The sequence below is a fragment of the Muriicola sp. E247 genome, from assembly GCF_041358175.1.
Lineage (GTDB): Bacteria > Bacteroidota > Bacteroidia > Flavobacteriales > Flavobacteriaceae > Muriicola.
Map to the genome: position 1 here is coordinate 15,629 of NZ_JBGKBE010000001.1, position 13,958 is coordinate 29,586.

General features: G+C 42.3%; 14 protein-coding genes. 12 read left to right on the forward strand and 2 right to left on the reverse strand.

Annotation, left to right across the window (positions count from 1 at the left end; translation table 11 throughout):
• Positions 1-85: 85 nt before the first annotated feature.
• Together ACA086_RS00085 and ACA086_RS00090 are read left to right on the forward strand one after the other, a co-directional pair.
• Complete coding sequence (locus ACA086_RS00085) at positions 86-1,042, forward strand: aminodeoxychorismate synthase component I (RefSeq protein ID WP_371001152.1); 957 nt, start codon at positions 86-88, stop codon at positions 1,040-1,042.
• Entirely contained in the window at positions 1,026-1,631 is a 606-nt protein-coding gene (locus tag ACA086_RS00090) for an aminotransferase class IV (RefSeq protein ID WP_371001153.1), read from the forward strand. Before ACA086_RS00085 ends, ACA086_RS00090 begins: the two co-directional genes overlap by 17 nt.
• Here ACA086_RS00090 and ACA086_RS00095 read toward each other — a convergent pair.
• On the reverse strand, positions 1,628-3,145 hold the full coding sequence (locus ACA086_RS00095; protein ID WP_371001154.1) for a glycoside hydrolase family 32 protein: 1,518 nt from the start codon (positions 3,143-3,145) through the stop codon (positions 1,628-1,630). The two genes, ACA086_RS00090 and ACA086_RS00095, sit on opposite strands and share 4 nt — an antisense overlap.
• On the opposite strand from ACA086_RS00095, the gene ACA086_RS00100 reads away from it, so the two are divergent.
• Genes ACA086_RS00100 through ACA086_RS00125 form a run of 6 tightly spaced genes read left to right on the forward strand, consistent with a single transcriptional unit; the run spans position 3,144 to position 7,629 of the window.
• On the forward strand, positions 3,144-3,809 hold the full coding sequence (locus ACA086_RS00100) for a rhodanese-like domain-containing protein (protein WP_371001156.1): 666 nt from the start codon (positions 3,144-3,146) through the stop codon (positions 3,807-3,809). The two genes, ACA086_RS00095 and ACA086_RS00100, sit on opposite strands and share 2 nt — an antisense overlap.
• The gene (locus ACA086_RS00105) at positions 3,799-4,419 is read left to right on the forward strand and encodes a TIGR04282 family arsenosugar biosynthesis glycosyltransferase (RefSeq protein ID WP_371001157.1); all 621 of its coding nucleotides are present in this window, start codon (positions 3,799-3,801) and stop codon (positions 4,417-4,419) included. Before ACA086_RS00100 ends, ACA086_RS00105 begins: the two co-directional genes overlap by 11 nt.
• On the forward strand, positions 4,416-5,231 hold the full coding sequence (locus tag ACA086_RS00110; protein ID WP_371001158.1) for a purine-nucleoside phosphorylase: 816 nt from the start codon (positions 4,416-4,418) through the stop codon (positions 5,229-5,231). The genes ACA086_RS00105 and ACA086_RS00110 overlap by 4 nt, the downstream gene beginning before the upstream one ends.
• On the forward strand, positions 5,228-6,193 hold the full coding sequence (gene arsM, locus ACA086_RS00115) for an arsenosugar biosynthesis arsenite methyltransferase ArsM (protein ID WP_371001160.1): 966 nt from the start codon (positions 5,228-5,230) through the stop codon (positions 6,191-6,193). The genes ACA086_RS00110 and arsM overlap by 4 nt, the downstream gene beginning before the upstream one ends.
• A 10-nt stretch (positions 6,194-6,203) precedes the next feature.
• Complete coding sequence (locus ACA086_RS00120) at positions 6,204-6,932, forward strand: DUF547 domain-containing protein (protein ID WP_371001161.1); 729 nt, start codon at positions 6,204-6,206, stop codon at positions 6,930-6,932.
• On the forward strand, positions 6,919-7,629 hold the full coding sequence (locus ACA086_RS00125; RefSeq protein ID WP_371001162.1) for a TIGR04283 family arsenosugar biosynthesis glycosyltransferase: 711 nt from the start codon (positions 6,919-6,921) through the stop codon (positions 7,627-7,629). The genes ACA086_RS00120 and ACA086_RS00125 overlap by 14 nt, the downstream gene beginning before the upstream one ends.
• 24 nt (positions 7,630-7,653) lie before the next feature.
• Here ACA086_RS00125 and ACA086_RS00130 read toward each other — a convergent pair whose 3' ends face one another.
• The gene (locus ACA086_RS00130; protein ID WP_371001164.1) at positions 7,654-8,658 is read right to left on the reverse strand and encodes a glycoside hydrolase; all 1,005 of its coding nucleotides are present in this window, start codon (positions 8,656-8,658) and stop codon (positions 7,654-7,656) included.
• 113 nt (positions 8,659-8,771) lie between these two features.
• On the opposite strand from ACA086_RS00130, the gene ACA086_RS00135 reads away from it, so the two are divergent.
• The 4 genes from ACA086_RS00135 to ACA086_RS00150 all read left to right on the forward strand — a co-directional run bounded on the left by ACA086_RS00135 (position 8,772) and on the right by ACA086_RS00150 (position 13,954).
• Complete coding sequence (locus ACA086_RS00135) at positions 8,772-10,118, forward strand: NAD(P)/FAD-dependent oxidoreductase (protein WP_371001165.1); 1,347 nt, start codon at positions 8,772-8,774, stop codon at positions 10,116-10,118.
• A gap of 14 nt (positions 10,119-10,132) precedes the next feature.
• The gene (locus ACA086_RS00140) at positions 10,133-11,713 is read left to right on the forward strand and encodes a 4Fe-4S binding protein (RefSeq protein ID WP_371001166.1); all 1,581 of its coding nucleotides are present in this window, start codon (positions 10,133-10,135) and stop codon (positions 11,711-11,713) included.
• A 68-nt stretch (positions 11,714-11,781) separates the two neighbouring features.
• Positions 11,782-12,468: a glycosyltransferase family 2 protein gene (locus ACA086_RS00145; protein ID WP_371001167.1), complete on the forward strand. Its 687-nt coding sequence runs from the start codon at positions 11,782-11,784 to the stop codon at positions 12,466-12,468.
• A 1-nt stretch (position 12,469) separates the two neighbouring features.
• Positions 12,470-13,954 carry a cellulose synthase family protein gene (locus ACA086_RS00150; RefSeq protein ID WP_371001168.1) on the forward strand — a complete coding sequence of 495 codons (1,485 nt, stop codon included), beginning with the start codon at positions 12,470-12,472 and terminating at the stop codon, positions 13,952-13,954.
• Positions 13,955-13,958: the final 4 nt, after the last annotated feature.

Below are 13,958 nucleotides of genomic sequence, written 5' to 3' on the forward strand. Positions count from 1 at the left end.
TATTTGTTCTTCGCCATCAATATTTGACAACTCATCCTCTAACCTTAGATTGCTTTTCTTTTCTTTGTGAATTCAAATTGTGCTGATGAAATCAATATGGGAAAAGATGAATGCCTGGGGGAAGGAAGGCATTCCTTTTTTATTTATAATCGATTTTGAACAAATACATCCTTTGGCCTGGACGCTCGACAGGCTTCCCAGGGAGGTGTTGTTCGACTTTAATGGAAGATCGAATACAAAACGGATTGATTTTCCGGCCTCAGAAATTTTTGACTTTCAAAAACATCCTATATCCATTGAAGCCTACGAGCAAAAATTTTCAGCTGTTCAGAAGGAACTCAGACTAGGCAATAGTTATCTTCTCAACCTGACGGTTTCTACTCCTGTTCAAACGAATACAGACCTAAAAACCGTATTCTACAGATCGAGATCAAAATACGCCGTTTACCTCGAAAATGAGTTTGTTAGTTTCAGTCCGGAGACTTTTATAAAAATTGATGACGGATATATTTACACCTATCCCATGAAAGGCACCATCAACGCGGATATTCCACAAGCGAAACAACTTATTCTGGCTGATGCCAAGGAAGCCGCGGAACACGCAACTATCGTTGACCTGATGAGAAATGATCTCAGCAAAGTTGCAAGAAGTGTGGAGGTTACTAAATACAGATATTACGAAGTACTTCGATCTGAAGGAAAGGAGATCGGGCAGGTGAGTTCTGAAATACGTGGTAAACTCTTGCCTGAATTCAGGACTGCCATAGGCGATCTTTTGCGGGAGATGCTTCCAGCAGGCTCCATTTCGGGCGCGCCTAAACCAAAAACCTGCGAGCTAATCCAGGAAATTGAAGGATTACCCAGGGGATATTATACAGGTGTAGCGGGTATCTTTGACGGCAAAGCCCTGGATAGTTGTGTACTTATACGCTATATTGATCAGAATGGAATGTTTAAAAGTGGCGGAGGGATTACGGCCCAGAGTACGTTAGAAAGTGAATACCAGGAAATGATAGACAAAGTATATGTACCGGTTTATTGAGTCCATCCGCCTGGAAAATGGCAAGTTTCCTCTGTTAGAAGAGCATCAACTTCGTTTGAACAAAACCTTTAATCATTTTGGCCACTTTAATCCTTTCCTGCTGGATGAAATCATCTCCGTACCGGAAGAATATCTGAATGACCTTTTTAAATGCAGGGTTGTTTACGATTTGCAAGGAAAAGTTTCAGTAGAATTTGTCCCTTATCATATTAAAAAGCTAAGCACTTTCAGTCTTGTAGACATTGGATCTGCCGACTACCCCTACAAGTTTGAGGACAGGCAATGGATCATGGATCTATTACACAATTCGGAAGGGGATGAAATAATCATGTGCAGAAATGGAGAAATTACTGATTCCTCCTATGCAAATCTGGTTTTCTTTGACGGCAACCAATGGGTAACACCTAAACACCCGCTGTTACAAGGAACACAAAGAGCGCGGTTGTTAAAAGCGAACCTTATCAAAGAAAGGATTATCAGGGAGAGAGATATATTCAAATTCCAAAAGTTCAAATGCATCAATGCGATGATCAGCTGGGAAGAAGCTCCTGAATATCAAATTGAGCAAATCAAAAGGATTATTTCCTAGTCTCCATTCTTCCATATTCTTTTTACACTATACGTCTTGAGTTCAGGATATATTGAAACACTGTTTCCGTCATTCCTGATAATCAATTCGTCAAAACTTTTGGTAGGAAACAATTGGGAGGTCATTACAAATTGTCCCTTATTTACGAATACTTCTACAGAGGAAGCATCGAGGAAAATATCAAATTCTAAGTTTCCTTCCTGCAAATTATCCAGGGGCATCTGTTGAATGTTGGCAAACATTTCCTGAAAATCAACTATGCCGCTTTTTGAACGATCGAGTACAAGCAGGCTTTCCTCACTGTCTAGTTCTAAAAGCAATTCCTCCCCTGCCTCATTCTTAAATGATACAGTAAGATCTGTCAACGGACTAACAAAATGAATAGCGCTTTGATTGCCATTTTCGAGAACGATGGCCTCACTGGAATTAGGTGGAATCTCAACCCTTAGGCCTGACTGTTCGTTTAAGAGCTCTATAATTCCTGAAATTGGATAATTAAATAAAGTGTACTCCTCATTTATCCTTTCCAGACTTAATTTCCTGGGCAGGGTCATTGCACTTCTCCAAACTTCAGTGGGTGTATCCCTGGCATATGTCCAGTTACTCATCCACCCGATAAAAATACGATCGTCATCTGGTACATTATTGTAGGTAACCCCAGCATAATTGTCGGTCCCCCAATCAAGCCATCGCGCTTCTTCTTGATCGGAAGTAAAGCTGGTTCCGTCGAAATCCCCTATAAAGTATTGAGTACCGCTTCCTCCGTTGGGCGCTCCGGGATTGATACTGATCAACAAAACCCACCTGCTCTCATCGGTCCCTGCAACCGGCAATTCGAATAGATCCGGGCATTCCCATACCCCACCGTGGGCACCCTGTTCTGCGCCAAACCGACTCATATACGTCCAGTCTAATAAATTATCCGAGCGGTACAGTTGCAGATGATCTCCGGCCACCAAAGCCATCACCCATTTTCTGGAACCTTCATCCCAAAACACCTTTGGATCCCTGAAATCTCTGAACTCCGTATTGGGAATAACTGGATTTCCTTCAAACATCTCAAAACTCTCCCCATTATCAAGACTGTATGCCACCCCCTGCGTTTGAAAATCGGTTCCTCCTGCTTTCTCCTTCTCCATATCATGATAGGTAAAAACAGCAACAAGTGGTGGATTATCAGCAGTTCCCAGACCTGAAGTATTATCGTAATCTATCACCGCACTTCCTGAAAAAATGAGTCCGTTTTTATCAGGATACAGAGCGATCGGTTGATTCTCCCAGTGTAACATATCTGTGCTAGTGGCATGCCCCCAGTGCATAGGCCCCCATACGATATCATCTGGGTAATACTGATAAAACAAATGATAGATCCCTTTATAATATACAAGGCCATTGGGATCATTCATCCATTTTTCCGGAGGAGAATAGTGATATTGAGGTCTGAAAGGTTCAGTGTAAAAAGTACCTTCCGCTTCACTTTCCTTCTTTACATCTTTCGAATCCTTACATCCCATGTTAGTACTTAAAATTAAACAAAGGAGTATTGTAGTACATCTGGGCATATTGCTAATATTTGTTTCAAAATACACTAATTTTTTCAGGAGGAAAAGTGAGGGCGTATTTATCGATCCTCTTCAATATACTATCTTTGTCTATATGCTAAAAGGGATCCTTTTTACCGGAGTCGTACTTATGTCAACTACTTCTTTCAGCCAGAGAACAATGGAGAAAATTATCGAAAAGCTTTCAACCCAGGACATCCCTCTGGCATCAGTTACTGAGGTTGCTGTTAATCCTTCCTATACACGACTTGATGCGAGGGAAAAGGAAGAATTTGAAGTAAGTCATTTGCCCAATGCCCATTATATTGGATATAAAGATTTTGATACCGGGAAATTTAATTCCCTATTTCCGGATAAGGATGCTACTTATGTAGTTTACTGTTCTGTAGGCATCCGATCTGGGAAAATCGCGGAGAAACTCCAGAAAATGGGTTATAAAAATGTAAAGAACATGTCAGGAGGCATCTTTAAATGGATAGAAGAAGATCATCCGGTGGTGGATGCTGATGAGAATGAGACCCGGAAGGTTCATGCCTATAATAGAATCTGGGGTTTACTCCTCAGTAAAGGGGAAAAAGTTTACGAGCCCGAAAACCATCACAGCGATGAAGGGTAAACAGCAAAACCTCCTCCTGATCTTTACCCGAAACCCCGAATTAGGGAAGTGTAAAACCAGACTGGCGGCCTCCATCGGAGATGAATCTGCCTTGGCCATCTATAACTTCCTCTTACAGCATACCGTCGCAGTAACCTTGCCACTAAAGGTTTGTAAATGGGTATATTATTCAGACAAAATTGGGGTGAACGACCTGTGGGATGAGGATAAATTTCACAAGGAATTACAAACGGGAGATGATTTGGGTGAGCGTATGGCCAACGCCTTTAAGGCAGGATTTAAAGCCGGTTATAAACGTATCATCGTTATAGGAAGCGACTTGTACGACCTCAGTACTGATGATCTGCAACAGGCGTTTGAAAATTTAAGCACAGATGATTTCGTCCTGGGCCCTGCCGAAGATGGCGGTTATTATTTACTGGGTATGAAGCGCTTTTTTCCGGACCTTTTTGAGGGCAAAAATTGGGGTACCCCCTCAGTACTAAAAGACACCCTCGCCGATCTGGAGGACAAAACATTTACCCTCTTACCTTTGAAAAACGATGTGGATGTACTGGAAGATATTGAAGAAATTCCTGCCTTCCAGCCCTTTATAAAAAATAAAATATGACACAAAAGCAATTAAACGAATCTACTGAATACCTTCAAAGCAAGGGATTTGATAATCCCGAAATTGGAATCGTGCTCGGCACTGGATTGGGGAAATTGGTAGATGAAATAGAAGATTCCCTGATAGCACACTACCACAATATTCCTTTCTTTCCTCTGGCTACTGTTGAATTCCATTCGGGAAAACTGGTCTATGGAACCCTGGAGGGCAAAAAGGTTGTGGTGATGCAGGGAAGGTTCCATTTATATGAAGGCTATGAATTTTTCGATGTCACCTATCCTATCAGGGTGATGAGACAACTCGGTATCAAGAAACTTTTTATCTCCAATGCCGCAGGAGCGGTCAACCTGAATTTTAAAAAAGGAGATATTATGCTGGTCGAAGATCACTTAAACCTGCAGGGAGGTTCGCCTCTGGCTTTTAAAAATGTTGCGGAATTCGGAGACCGCTTCGTGGATATGAGTGAACCCTATGATCCGGAAATGCGAAAGAAAATAGAAAGTATAGCACAGAAGTTGGATATCTCATTACAAAAAGGAGTGTATGCGGCAGTAGTGGGCCCTCAGCTTGAAACCAAGGCCGAATACCGTATGCTAAAAACTCTCGGGGCCGACGCCGTAGGGATGAGTACAGTACCTGAAGTAATTATTGCCAATCATTTACGACTACCTGTTATAGCAGTATCAGTTTTGACCGATGAATGCGACCCTGACAACTTAGCACCGGTAAATGTTGCTGAGATAATTGAAGTGGCCGGGAAAACTGAACCAAAAATGATTACTTTATTCACCGAATTAATAAAATTGTTATGAGTTACTTAGAGGCGACCAATGATCTTTACAAACAGGCTGCATTAACCCCGGATGTGGGGCTGTGCTGTACAACCAACCCCGTATGGCAACTCCCGGGCTTGTCCATCCCGACTATCATGCAGGAAATGAATTACGGCTGTGGCAGTACCGTTTCGGCTTCAGATCTTGTAAATGACCCGAAAGTCCTTTATGTTGGTGTAGGCGGAGGAATGGAACTCCTTCAATTTGCTTATTTCTCAAGGCAAAAAGGGGGTGTTACCGGGGTGGATGTAGTAGATGAAATGCTTTCTGCCTGTAATAGAAATTTTAAAATTGCTGAAGAGGAAAACCCCTGGTTTAGGAGCGAGTTCGTCAAGCTGTTAAAAGGCGATGCCCTCAATTTGCCCATCGAAAGTGAAAGCATCGATGTGGCCGCACAGAATTGCCTGTTTAATATCTTTAAGCTTGAAGATCTGAAAAAAGCAGTTGCAGAAATGTACCGGGTTTTAAAGCCACATGGAAGACTTGTTATGAGTGATCCGGTATGCGAACAACCAATGAACGAAACCTTGCGTAACGACGACAGGCTTCGGGCACTTTGCCTGAGCGGAAGTATTCCTATTAAAGACTATGTAAAAGTTTTAACTGATGCCGGTTTTGGCACCATTGAGATTCGGGCTCGAAAATCATACCGAATACTCTCCCCCAATCACTATCCCACCGAGGAATTAATCCATATTGAATCTATCGAAATAGCCGCCATTAAAGATCCTATGCCCGAAGATGGCCCTTGTGTGTTCACGGGAAAAACGGCGATTTATTATGGAGGTGAACCCTATCTCGACGACAAAAATGGTCATGTTTTACTTCAAAATCAGCCCTTAGCCGTTTGTGATAAGACCGCTGCTGCACTGGCAGCCTTAAAAAAACCCATTCATATTAGTGAAAGTACCTGGCATTATGACGGGGGTGGATGCTGCTAAATAACGAGAAATGAATATCACTCTATTTGTAATTTGGATAAGCACCCTTTTTGGTGCGCCTCAAAATTTGATCACTTTTCAGGATAGTGAGGGATTAGACCATTCGGCATGGACCGTATTGCTAAAGGAAAATGTTTCAGAAGACGGTTTTGTAGACTATCCCGGGTTTATGAAGAGAAAAGCTGAGCTCGAAAAATATCTCAGCTACCTGGGCAAAAATGAGCCGAGCGCAAGGCAGTCGAAGAATGAGAAACTGGCTTTTTACATCAACCTCTACAATGCGGCAACCGTTCAGCTGATCCTGGAAAATTATCCCTTAAAGAGCATCAAGGATATAGATAGCCCCTGGGGCAAGAATCGAATTCGCCTGGGTAATGACATGGTTTCCCTTAGCAAGATTGAATTCGGAATTTTACGTAAGATGAACGAACCCCGTATACATTTCGCCATAAATTGCGCTTCCTATTCCTGTCCTAAACTGATGAATAAGGCATACACCTCCAAAGGTATGGAGTTGCAATTACAACAGGCGACCATGAGTTTTATTAACGACAAGACAAAAAATCAAATTACTAAGGAGGAATTAAATCTCTCTCCCATATTTAAATGGTACCGGGGTGATTTTATGCAAAAAAGAAGTCTGATCAGTTTTATTCAACCATATACAAAAATCGATCTTCAGGAAAATATAAAGTTGTCTTATCTTCCCTACGACTGGAGCCTGAATGAAAAAAAGTGAAATCCCAGACATAAGTGTCGTAATCCCGGTGATCAATGAGGAAGAAAACCTTTCAAGGCTGATTCCGTATTTGAAAACCGCAGCGGAATCCCCTGAAAAAATCGAACTCATCGTTGTGGACGGGGGAAGTACAGATCGTTCGGTTGAGATCGCCACTTCCCTGGGCGCTGTTGTTGAGATTTCCCCCCGGGGAAGGGCACTTCAATTAAACAAGGGTGCACGATTAGCAAAAGGGGATATTCTCTATTTCCTGCACGCGGATAGTTTTCCTCCTCAGGCATTCGACCTGTTGATCCGAAAGGCCAATTCCCGAAAGTCTGCAGCAGGTTGTTTCAGGCTCGAATTCGACAGCTCTAGTAGATTCCTTAGTATTTTTGCCTGGTTCTCCCGCTTTAATTTTCTTCTCTGTCGCGGAGGAGATCAATCCCTTTTTATAACAAAAGAATTATTCTATTCACTCGGAGGTTTTGATGAAAGATACAGGGTTTATGAGGACAATGAATTTATAGGCAGAATCTACCGCGAATCAAAGTTTAAAGTATTACCGAAGAAAATAAAGACCTCAGCACGCAAGTACAGGTTGAACGGTTTTTTAAAACTGCAATATCACTTTGCAAGGATTCATTTATTGTATTTCAGAGGCTCTCGTCCAGAAGTTCTTTACGCCTATTACACCAGGCATGTTAAACCGAATTAACAGGCTAAAAGCGATAAATAAAGGTTATTGATAAACCTTGTAGAAAGTCTTAATGACCTCCTGTGCAGGTTTGTTTTGTGGGGTAAATCGGTTGTCCTGGGGGCCACCAGATTTTTCGTGGTTGATAAACCATTTCCAGACAAAACCTCCTGCAAACCATTCTTCGTCCCAAAAGGATTCAAAAATGGCTTTTTTGGCATTGACCTGAGCTTCCAGATTAACAGTTTCTTCGTTTCTGTCTACCAGCCAGGGTTTCTTGGCTGTAAAATCCATGCTCCTGTATCCAAACTCGGTAAAGAGGACAGGTCGGTTGGCCGACTCAGATACTGATGTTATTTTATCCTTCCACGGTTTCCATCCTGATTTTAGTTCTTCTACAGTTGGTGTCCTGGCCTCCGACAAGGGGAAATACGCATCAATGCCTATATAATCTAGATCCGCCCAAAAGGGAGTCCTTCCAAATTCATCCCAGTTTGCGGCATATGTAAGCTTCCCTTTGTAACGCTCCTTTATTTTAAGAATCAGATTTTTCCAGAATTCTGGTCGCTGACTTACAAACCGTTCCAATTCGGTGCCAATACAGAAGATCTCAGCTTTTGACTCTTCCGCGAGGCTGGCATATGTTAGGATAAAAGCTTCGTAGGATTGTTCCAGCTTCTGCCAGTCGGCCTCACTCTGCATCTCCAATTCCCCGGTAAATACTCCCCGCCAAATCCAGATTTGAGGTTTAAGCATCACCTTAATTTTATTCTTGTGGAGCAGTTCAATGTATTGTTTGGCACCAACTCGAGTCTCGCCAAACCATTGACGTTCTGTATCAAAGATGATCTCGGGAGAGTTGACCTCACGAATAAATCCAAATGGCATTACAGCGGCATGGTCTGCATACAATTGTTTAACAGGCTTAATATGCTCCTGTTTTACTTCATCGCGAGATGCAACAAAACTCACCCCATTGATCTTCCCTACAAATTGGCTTCCACAGGAAATTTGTAGAAGACATAAAAAAAAGAAACACGATCTTTTCATTTTCACTTGGCGTTACAAACTCTAATTTACAATTTTTTAAAGTCGGCAGAATCTTAATGGGCTGTTAAGTTCTTATATTTAAACCGACTCAAGGTAAAAATCTGTTTGAATTCATGGAAACCGTTGTAATCATTGGAAATGGAATTTCTGGGGTGACCGCCGCACGACATATCAGAAAATTATCTGATAAACGAATTATAGTCGTTTCAGCCGAGAGCGAGTACTTCTTTTCCCGTACCGCCCTGATGTACGTCTATATGGGGCATATGAAGTTTGAACATACCCAACCCTATGAAAATTGGTTCTGGAAGAAAAACCGCATCGAGTTGGTGCAGGGATATGTAAACAGAGTAGACCATGAGAACAAACAGTTGATTCTAAAGGACAGCGATCCCATTAATTACGACAAACTTATCATAGCTACTGGCTCCAAACCTAACAGATTTGGCTGGCCTGGTCAGGATCTTAAAGGGGTTCAGGGTCTGTATTCAAAACAGGAACTGGAACAATTGGAAATTGATGCACCGGATAGCGAAGCTTGCAGCAGAGCGGTAATCGTTGGTGGTGGCCTGATAGGTATTGAACTGGCCGAAATGCTGAGAAGCAGGGATATCCCGGTGACATTCCTTGTTCGGGAAAGTAGTTTCTGGAATGGCGTTCTGCCAGAGGGGGAGTCTGAAATGATCAATGAACACATCCGCGATCACCATATCGATTTACGCCTGAGCACCAATCTTGTGGAAATCCTCGCTGACGAAGAAGGGAGGGCGAAGGCAGTTGTCACAGACAAGGGAGAAACTATTGCCTGTAATCTGGTAGGACTAACTGCTGGGGTTACACCTAACATTACTTTTCTGGAGAATTCAGGAATTGAACTGGGAAAAGGAGTCAGGGTAAATCGATATCTGGAAACAAATATTCCTGATATATACGCTATAGGTGACTGTGCCGAACAGGAAAAGGCCATTGGCAACAGACGTACGGTGGAGGCCGTCTGGTATACCGGCCGAATGATGGGGGAAACAGTTGCGCATAGCATTTGCGGGAAGCGAAGAAAATACAATCCCGGACATTGGTTCAATTCAGCCAAATTTCTGGATATTGAATACCAGACCTATGGATGGGTATTCAGCGACAGGAATCGCAGGGAATTTGAAGAGCACTTCCATTGGAGGCATGATAAGGAAATGATATGCATAACGATGGCCTTCCACTCTTCCGATAAAAAATTCCTGGGAATCAACACCTTCGGTATAAGGATGAGACATGAAATGTTTGATCGATGGCTCACCGAGGGTCGCACCATTGATTATGTAATGGAACACCTCAGGGATGCCAACTTCGATCCTGAGTTTTACGGTCAATATGAGCAGGAAATAGTTGACAATTACAACAGTACCTTCGGTACAAATATCAAGCCCAAAAAGAAAAGTTGGAAACGCATCTTCAAATCTGCCTAATACCTGAAATCAGTATGAAAACGACAAAACATATCGGGTTGATTCTTTTCTTAGCAGGACTGGGCATCTTTACGGTACTTCCATTTATTGGTACTTATTCGCTTAAGGATTCCGATTTTAAACAATGGGTTGAGGAGAAAGGCATTAAAAGTGAATTGTTCCTTGAAACCCTGGACAAAGAAGTGGTAGGAAAGCGTTTTTCCGGGATGCACAATCTTTCCCCTATCATTGCAACGGCACTGGACCAAGCCAATAGCACGCATCGAAAGAATAAGGAATACAACAAGATAATTTATACGAAAGCTCACGATATTTCTGCCGATTTAGGGAAAAGGGCCGGGACTGGATTTATTCCCGAAAACAAAGGCCTGATGTGGTGGCTAACCTTTGGTTTGAGTATTGTCGGCGCTCTATTATTTATCCTCCCAAATGTAATTTTGCTGGGACAAAAAGGGATAAAAAATAACGGAATTTATCATGCGAATGCAACTAACCGTGGATGGATAGCCTGGTTGGTGTTCTTTTATTTGATCGCTTTCTACCTCTTATTGTATTTCAGGCCGCAATATGCGGTGAACTGGACCTATCTGGTTGATCCGATTAGTGAATCCCTCAGTGGTAATCCTGCCGGGCATTGGTTTGTTTATGGCTTTATGTATTGTACTGTTATGACCGTTATGGGAGTAAGGATGTATATCAAATACAGGCATAATCGATATCAGACGATCAGAACCACCTCTGTATTGTTTTTCCAGATCGTTTTCGCCTTCCTCATCCCTGAGATCATGGTTCGCCTGCAAATGCCATACTACGATTTTAAAAATGCCTTCCCCCTGGATTACGATTTCTTTTTCCAATGGAATTTACGCTCCCTGATAAACAGCGGCGGAATTGGGATCTTTATTTTAGTTTGGGGAACGGTACTTACCCTGGTTATTGTTCCGGTGATGGTCTATTTTTTCGGGAAGCGCTGGTATTGCTCCTGGGTGTGTGGCTGTGGCGGACTTGCAGAAACACTGGGGGATCCATACAGGCAACATTCGAGCAAAACGCTTTTATCCTGGCGGGTGGAAAGGTGGTTAGTCCATGGGGTACTGGTCTTTGCGGTAGGGATGACCCTGATGACACTCTACAGCTTTTTTTCGGAAACCGGAACGGTACTGGGCATTAAAACTTCAAGCGTTCAAAACACCTACGGCCTTCTTATTGGTTCTATTTTTGCAGGTGTGATCGGCACCGGTTTTTATCCCATTTTTGGCAATCGGGTTTGGTGCAGATTTGGTTGCCCACTGGCCGCTTATCTGGGATTTGTACAGCGGTTTAAGTCGAGATTCAGAATCACCACCAACGGCGGGCAATGTATTTCCTGTGGCAATTGCTCCACCTATTGTGAGCAGGGGATTGATGTGAGAGCCTATGCACAGAAGGGGGAAAACATCATCCGTTCGAGCTGTGTTGGGTGTGGGATCTGTTCAGCAGTTTGCCCCAGGGGAGTGCTTAAATTGGAAAATGGTCCTGAGAAAGGAAGGATCAATCCCACTCAGGTCCTGCTGGGGAATGATGTGGATTTAATGCACCTTGTTAATGATAAATAAAAGCATTCCGCTATTTTTGCACCCGATTGGTCATATCTCCTAACCTTTGTATGGCTTAGTCGCAGCTAATGGAAATCGTAGTCATCATTCCTGCCTTTAATGAAGCCCGGTCTATTAGCCATGTTATCTCAGAGATTCCCGGCTCCGTTTCAGAAATCATTGTTGTAAATAATAATTCAACTGATAATACGGCCTCAGTAGCGGAAGCTGCAGGCGCTACAGTACTCTTTGAAGAAAATATGGGATACGGTTATGCCTGCCTCAAAGGGATAAATTATTTACAGAATCGATCCAAACCCCCTGGTATTGTCGTATTTATGGACGGAGATTATTCCGATTACCCGGAAGACCTCCACAAAGTTGTAAAGCCGATTTTGGATGGAGATGTAGATTTTGTGATCGGTGCACGTTCAAAAGCATTACAGGAAAAAGGTTCCATGACACCACAACAAAGGTTTGGTAACGGCTTGGCCACTTTCCTGATGAGGTTGTTTTTCAGATCTGATTTTACAGATCTTGGGCCATTCAGAGCTATTCGTTACGAACAGCTCATGGCCTTAAAAATGGAAGATAAGACCTATGGCTGGACAGTTGAAATGCAATTAAAAGTATTAAAGAAAAAGATAGCATATACCGAAGTACCAGTTCGTTACAAAAAAAGAATTGGTATCTCAAAAGTGTCAGGTACGGTAAAAGGTACTATATTTGCCGGCATAAAAATCCTGACTTGGATATTTAAATACAGTTTAAAATAAAATGGGACTAACTATTGCTTACATCATTATCGGAATTTACAGCCTTGCACTACTCCTGATATTTTTCTACAGTCTTGCCCAGCTCAATTTGTTGCTCAACTACCTGGGGTACAAGAAAACCCAGAAGCTAGCCCCAAAATTCAATCTGTTAGATCCAAAAGAAATACCTTCAGTTACTATTCAATTGCCCATTTACAATGAAGAGTACGTAGTGGACCGATTGCTGGACAACATCGCCAAAATTGCTTATCCAAAAAGCAAGTTGGAAATCCAGGTACTCGATGATTCTACCGATGATTCAGTTCATCAAACAGCAAAACGAATTGAAGAACTTCGGGAAAGCGGTCTCGACATAAAGCATATCAGAAGAGAAAACCGGCAGGGATTTAAAGCCGGTGCCCTGAAAGAAGGTCTGAAAATTGCCAAAGGCGATTTCATCGCTATTTTTGATGCCGACTTCCTACCTGATTCAGACTGGCTTAAAAAAACAGTGATTTATTTTAAGGACGAAGAAATAGGAGTGGTACAAACCCGATGGGGACATATTAACCGCGATTACTCCATACTCACCCGTATACAAGCCTTTGCCCTGGATGCTCATTTCACCCTTGAGCAGGTAGGACGTAATGCCAAAGGACATTTTATCAATTTTAACGGAACTGCAGGGATCTGGAGAAAAGAATGTATTCTGGATGCAGGTAACTGGGAAGGAGATACCCTAACTGAAGACCTCGATCTAAGTTACAGGGCACAGCTCAAAAACTGGAAATTTAAGTATCTCGAAGATGTAGAAACTCCGGCCGAACTTCCTGTGGTAATCAGCGCAGCCCGTTCTCAACAATTCCGCTGGAATAAAGGTGGGGCAGAGAATTTCAGAAAAACAGTTCTCAATGTGATTACGGCAAAGAATATTCCTTTTAAAACAAAGTTCCACGGGGTAATGCACCTTTTGAACAGTTCCATGTTCCTTTTTGTATTTCTGGTTGCTATTTTAAGTATTCCGATGTTGTACATCAAAAACACTTACGGGCATCTGGACTGGATTTTTGAAGCAACCAGCTTTTTTATCGTTTCAACAATCATCCTTTTTATCTGTTACTGGTTCACCTACAAAAGTATTCAGGGAAGCAGTTTTGATAATTTTATCGACTACATCAAATTGTTTTTTACCTTTTTCTCTGTAGCCCTTGGCTTCTCCCTGCACAATACTGTCGCCGTTCTGGAAGGACATATGGGAAAGCGAAGTGAATTCGTGAGAACACCGAAATTCAACATCAATAACCTTACGGATAGCTGGAAAGGGAATAAATACCTGGCTACAAAGCTCTCTCCGAATATGATCCTGGAGTTTGCCCTTATGGTTTACTTTTTATTCGGTATGTACAGCGCCATCCCACTAAATGATTTTGGATTATTCCCATTCCATTTTATGCTTTTCCTCGGGTTTGGCTTTGTATTCTTTAAGTCACTTACCGCAAAGGTATAACAGA

Bases quoted from the DNA above. Each gene is read 5' to 3' on its own strand.
- ACA086_RS00085 (WP_371001152.1), top strand. From the start codon at position 86: ATGAAATCAATATGGGAAAAGATGAATGCCTGGGGGAAGGAAGGCATT.
- ACA086_RS00090 (WP_371001153.1), top strand. From the start codon at position 1,026: ATGTACCGGTTTATTGAGTCCATCCGCCTGGAAAATGGCAAGTTTCCT.
- ACA086_RS00100 (WP_371001156.1), top strand. From the start codon at position 3,144: ATGTTAGTACTTAAAATTAAACAAAGGAGTATTGTAGTACATCTGGGC.
- ACA086_RS00095 (WP_371001154.1), bottom strand. From the start codon at position 3,145: ATGGGATGTAAGGATTCGAAAGATGTAAAGAAGGAAAGTGAAGCGGAA.
- ACA086_RS00105 (WP_371001157.1), top strand. From the start codon at position 3,799: ATGAAGGGTAAACAGCAAAACCTCCTCCTGATCTTTACCCGAAACCCC.
- ACA086_RS00110 (WP_371001158.1), top strand. From the start codon at position 4,416: ATGACACAAAAGCAATTAAACGAATCTACTGAATACCTTCAAAGCAAG.
- arsM (WP_371001160.1), top strand. From the start codon at position 5,228: ATGAGTTACTTAGAGGCGACCAATGATCTTTACAAACAGGCTGCATTA.
- ACA086_RS00120 (WP_371001161.1), top strand. From the start codon at position 6,204: ATGAATATCACTCTATTTGTAATTTGGATAAGCACCCTTTTTGGTGCG.
- ACA086_RS00125 (WP_371001162.1), top strand. From the start codon at position 6,919: ATGAAAAAAAGTGAAATCCCAGACATAAGTGTCGTAATCCCGGTGATC.
- ACA086_RS00130 (WP_371001164.1), bottom strand. From the start codon at position 8,658: ATGAAAAGATCGTGTTTCTTTTTTTTATGTCTTCTACAAATTTCCTGT.
- ACA086_RS00135 (WP_371001165.1), top strand. From the start codon at position 8,772: ATGGAAACCGTTGTAATCATTGGAAATGGAATTTCTGGGGTGACCGCC.
- ACA086_RS00140 (WP_371001166.1), top strand. From the start codon at position 10,133: ATGAAAACGACAAAACATATCGGGTTGATTCTTTTCTTAGCAGGACTG.
- ACA086_RS00145 (WP_371001167.1), top strand. From the start codon at position 11,782: ATGGAAATCGTAGTCATCATTCCTGCCTTTAATGAAGCCCGGTCTATT.
- ACA086_RS00150 (WP_371001168.1), top strand. From the start codon at position 12,470: ATGGGACTAACTATTGCTTACATCATTATCGGAATTTACAGCCTTGCA.